This is a genomic window from Actinomadura sp. HBU206391 (assembly GCF_014323665.1).
GTDB lineage: Bacteria > Actinomycetota > Actinomycetes > Streptosporangiales > Streptosporangiaceae > Actinomadura_C.
Genome location: NZ_JABVEB010000361.1, coordinates 1 through 4,518 on the forward strand (window position 1 = coordinate 1; position 4,518 = coordinate 4,518).

Annotated in this window: 3 protein-coding genes; 2 read left to right on the top strand and 1 reads right to left on the bottom strand. The window is 68.5% G+C overall.

Translation table 11 applies throughout. The annotated features are described in order from the left end of the window. Positions 1 to 10 precede the first annotated feature (10 nt). Positions 11 to 1,837 carry a peptide ABC transporter substrate-binding protein gene (locus tag HKK72_RS36335; RefSeq protein ID WP_187238928.1) on the bottom strand — a complete coding sequence of 609 codons (1,827 nt, stop codon included), beginning with the start codon at positions 1,835 to 1,837 and terminating at the stop codon, positions 11 to 13. A gap of 312 nt (positions 1,838 to 2,149) precedes the next feature. On the opposite strand from HKK72_RS36335, the gene HKK72_RS36340 reads away from it, so the two are divergent. Together HKK72_RS36340 and HKK72_RS36345 are read left to right on the top strand one after the other, a co-directional pair. Further along, positions 2,150 to 3,262 carry an ROK family transcriptional regulator gene (locus tag HKK72_RS36340; RefSeq protein ID WP_315987626.1) on the top strand — a complete coding sequence of 371 codons (1,113 nt, stop codon included), beginning with the start codon at positions 2,150 to 2,152 and terminating at the stop codon, positions 3,260 to 3,262. A 27-nt stretch (positions 3,263 to 3,289) separates the two neighbouring features. After that, a partial coding sequence (locus HKK72_RS36345) for a M81 family metallopeptidase (protein WP_187238930.1) occupies positions 3,290 to 4,518 on the top strand: 1,229 nt, incomplete at its 3' end.

Here is a 4,518-nt window from a genome sequence, read left to right on the forward strand (position 1 = left end):
GAGTCGTCGCTTACTTGGTGAGGTACCAGCGCTGTGCCTGCAGGAAGACCAGCGGGTCCTGGGTCACGCCCTGCAGGTTCTTCTTGATCGCCGACACCTGGTAGGCGGGGTTCGGCATCCAGATCACCGGCAGGTCCTTGGCCAGGAGGTCGCTGTAGTCCCGCAGCGCCGTGGGTGCGGTCTCGCTGGTCGACTTCTTGATCAACTCGTCCGCCGTCGGGTTGGAGTAGCCGCCGAAGTTGGCGCCGCCCTTGACCGAGAAGATCTGCTCACCGCTCGGGTACGCCGGGAAGTACCAGCTGCCCTGCGTGCCGAACCAGGAGAGCTGCCAGTCGCACGTCGACTCGCTCGGCTTGCACACCGGCGTGTGGTCGAGCACCGAGTTCAGCGGCTCGGACTTGATCGACAGGCTGATCCCGATCTTCGACAGCGACGACTGCAGCTCCTGCATCATGTTGTCGGTCTCGGTGCTGCCGCTCTGGGTCAGCAGCTGGAACTTCAGCTGCGTGCCCGCCTTGACGCCGTCACCGCACTGGTCGGCGCCCGTACCCGGCTTCGTGCACTTGGCCACGCCGTTCTCGATCGTCCAGCCGTGCGAGGTGAGCAGGGCCTTGGCCTTGTTCGTGTCGAACGGGTAGGGGTTGTTCTTCTGCGTGTCCGAGAGGTAGGGCGAGTCCTGCTGGGGGACCGGGCCGTAGCCGGGAGCGGCCTGGCCGTGCCAGATGACCCGGGAGATCGTCGCCTGGTCCACCGACATCTGCACGGCCTGCCGGATGTACAGCTGCTTGAACGCCGGGCCCATGTCGGGGTTGTTGAAGTTGTACGGGATGTAGCTGATGGCCCAGCCGTTCCAGGGCTTGACCTGGTAGCCGTTGTTCTCGATCGTCTTCTGCTGCGAGAGGGCCAGCGCCGGCATGTAGCCGTAGTCGACGCCGCCGGAGCGCAGGACGTTCAGCTCGGCCTGGGCCGAGGTGAACGGCTTGAAGGTGATGCTGTCCAGGTGCGCCGGGTCGTCGCCGGTGTACTTGTCGTTCTTGGCGAGCGTGACCTGGCCGGTGGTGGTGAACTCCTTGACCGTGAACGGCCCGTTGGCCACCTTCCACAGCGGGTTGGTCGCGTACTCCGACAGCTTGCCCGCCTCGCCGATCAGGTACTTGAAGACCTTCTTGGCGCCGGCCGGGGTGCGGTCGTAGTCACCGGGCCGGCCGCCCGCCGACTCGATGTCCCAGGCCGCCTGCGGCATCGGCGTGACGTAGGTGAGCTGGTTGGCCGTGAACCAGTCGGGGTTGTAGACCTTGGTCAGCTCGAGCTTGAACTGCTTGTCGCTCACGGTCGTGAACTTGGCGACGTTGTCCGGCAAGTCACCGGCGTTGTAGTTGCCCCACTGGTCCTTGTTGGCCTTGACCAGGTTGAACCAGAACTCCACGTCCCGGCTGGTGACCTTCTTGCCGTTGGCCCAGGTGCGGTCCTTCAGCGTGATGGTGACCGTCTTGCCGTCTTCCGAGTACACCGGCTTCTCGGCGGAGCCGGCCTTCTCGTCCAGCGCCACGGTCCCGCTCGACCCGTTGTAGGAGTACAGGGGGAGGAAGACCTCCTGGCGGAGGGCCGAGTTGTAGCCGGCCAGGTGACCGGGCATGCCGATCGGGAAGATCCAGTTCGGCGTGGAGTTCGGCGGCAGCGCGAAGGTGACCGAGCCACCCTTCTGCGGCGTGCCTCCGCTCTCGGACGACCCCTGATCGCCGGTGGAACATCCGGCCGCCAGAAGGGTCGCGGCCAGGCCGAGCACCACGATCGGCGTGCGAGCGGCCGCCAAGAATGAAGGCAGTGGTCTCTTCATCGTGCTCCTGACGAGAGGGACGGACATCCGGGCCGGTTCCGTCCACGAAGTTGAGCAATGTTGGCGTGACGATACATCGCTACTTCGAACAAGAACAACTTCGAATCGAAGTAAGTAACGTCACACGCCCGACGTAAAGATGGCTGTGACGCGCCCTTAACGCCTACAGCTGGTGGACGGCGGTGATCCGGACTTGCTATCTTCCAGCAAGTCGGCGTGTTAATGTTCGGCATCGAAGTAAGTTCATAGATGATTCGGTCGACGTTGATCAGCGCCGCGGCGATCGTGGATCACAGGAGTGAGGGAGCCACCGTGTCGGCCGCGCAGATCATGGGGCTCGTCGCATCAGGACAGGCCACCTCGCGAGCGGAGCTCTCACGCCTGCTCGGATGGGCACCCTCGACGGTCTCGGCCCATGTTCAGGAGCTGATCGACTCCGGCCTCCTCGAGGAATCAGGGGAGGGACGGTCGCGGGGCGGCCGGCGGCCTCGCCTGCTGAGCGTCCGCAGCGGGGACGCCGTCATCCTCGGCGCCGATCTCGGTGGGCATCACGCTCGGATCGCCGCCATGGACGGCTCCGGGCGGCCGCAGACCATCAAGGACATCACCCTCGACATCGCGGCGGGCCCCGAGCCGGTCCTGGAACAGATCGGGGACGCCCTCGACGAGCTGCGGGCCGGGCGGCCGGTGCTGGGCACGGGGATCGGCCTGCCCGGGCCGGTGGGCCTCGACGGCGTGGTGGTCGGCCCGTCCCGGATGCCGGGTTGGAGTGGTTTCTCGGTGCGACAGTGGCTGGCCGAGCGGTTCGACTCGCCGCTCGTCGTGGAGAACGACGCCAACCTGATGGCGATGGGAGAGGCCGTCGCACGCGGCCCCGAGCTGCGCGACTTCGTCTTCGTCAAGGCCGGCACCGGGGTCGGCGCGGCGGTGGTCGGCGACGGCCGCCTGCACCGCGGCGCGCGCGGCATCGCCGGCGACATCAGCCATATCCGCGTTCCGGCGGGCGGCGACCAGCCGTGCAGCTGCGGGAACTTCGGCTGCCTCGAGACCATCGCCAGCGGTGCGGCGCTCGTAGCCGCGGTGCGACGCGACGGCGGCACCGTGGAGAACACCGCGGACCTCGTTCGCCTGGCGCGGGACGGTAACCCGATCGTCACCACGAACCTGCGCTTCGCCGGCCGGCAACTCGGTGAGGTGCTCGCCACGGTCGTGAACTTCTTCAACCCGCAGGCGGTCATCCTCGGCGGCGCCCTGGCCGGCTGCGATCTGTTCATCGCCGCCGCGCGTGGCGTCCTGTACGAACGCTGCCTGCCGCTCACCACCCAGGACCTCGACATCGGCGAGAGCGCCGCCGGGCCCGACGCCGGGCTGCTCGGCATCGGCCGGCTCGCCATCGACCAGGGTCTGGCCCTGGCCGCGTCCTGACCGTACGGAAGAGAACAAGGATCTGCCGTGACAACACTGCGCATCGGCATCGCCGGCATCGCGATCGAGTCGAGCACCTTCTCGCCGCATCGCACCCGGCTGCCGGACTTCACCGTCACCCGTGATGGCGCGCTGCTGGCCCGCTACCCGTGGATCCGGGAGCCGCGCCCGTGGTGCGCGGGGGTGGAGTGGGTTCCGCTCCTGCACGCGGTCTCGCTGCCGGGCGGTGCCGTCGAACCGGAGGTGTACGACGCGCTCGAAGCCGAGATCGTGGAACGTGCCAACACGGCCGGCCCGCTGGACGGGCTGTTCTTCGACATCCACGGCGCGATGAGTGTGGCCGGCCGTACCGACGCCGAGGCCGGTCTGGCCGCCGCCGTCCGGGCCGCGGTCGGCCCGGACACGCTGATCTCCACGTCGATGGACCTGCACGGCAACGTCTCGCGCGAGCTCGCGGCGGCGGTCGACCTGATCACCTGCTATCGCATGGCGCCGCACGAGGACGCCTGGGAGTCACGCGAACGCGCGGCCCGCAACCTCGTGGCCCGGCTGCGCGACGGCGGCCGGCCGCTCAAGGCGTGGGTGCAGGTACCGGTGCTGCTGCCCGGCGAGAAGACCAGCACCCGGATCGAGCCGGCCAAGAGCCTCTACGGCCGCATTCCCGAGGTGGAGGCGCTGCCCGGCGTTCTCGACGCCGCGATCTGGGTGGGTTACGCCTGGGCCGACGAGCCGCGCTGCCGCGCCGCCGTCGTGGTCACCGGCGACGACGCGGCGCTGATCACCGAGCAGGCGCGCGAACTCGCGGAGGAGTACTGGCGGGTCCGCGGCGAGTTCGAGTTCGTCGCCCCTACGGGAACGCTCGACGAATGCCTCGAAGCGGCGATCGCGGGAGTCGCCCGGCCGTTCCTGATCAGCGACTCCGGGGACAACCCGACCGCGGGCGGCGCCGGCGACGTATCCGCCACGCTGGGCCGTCTGCTCGAAGTGGACGAACTCCGCTCCGGCGCGGTGAGCGCGATCTACGCGAGCATCGTCGATCCGGACGCGGTCGCCGAAGCGGTCACGGCGGGCGAGGGCGCGCACGTCACCGTACAGGCGGGCGGGAAGATCGACTCTGGCCCCGCCGGACCGGTGCCGCTCTCGGGCACCGTGTACTCGGTACGGCGGGACGACCCGGTCGGCGGCGACATCGTCGTGATCGAGGCCGGCGGGCTTCGGATCATCCTGACCTCGCGGCGCAAGCCGTATCACGAGAT

Excerpts from the sequence above, each read along its gene's own strand:
- HKK72_RS36335 (WP_187238928.1), bottom strand. The coding sequence starts at position 1,837 with ATGAAGAGACCACTGCCTTCATTCTTGGCGGCCGCTCGCACGCCGATC.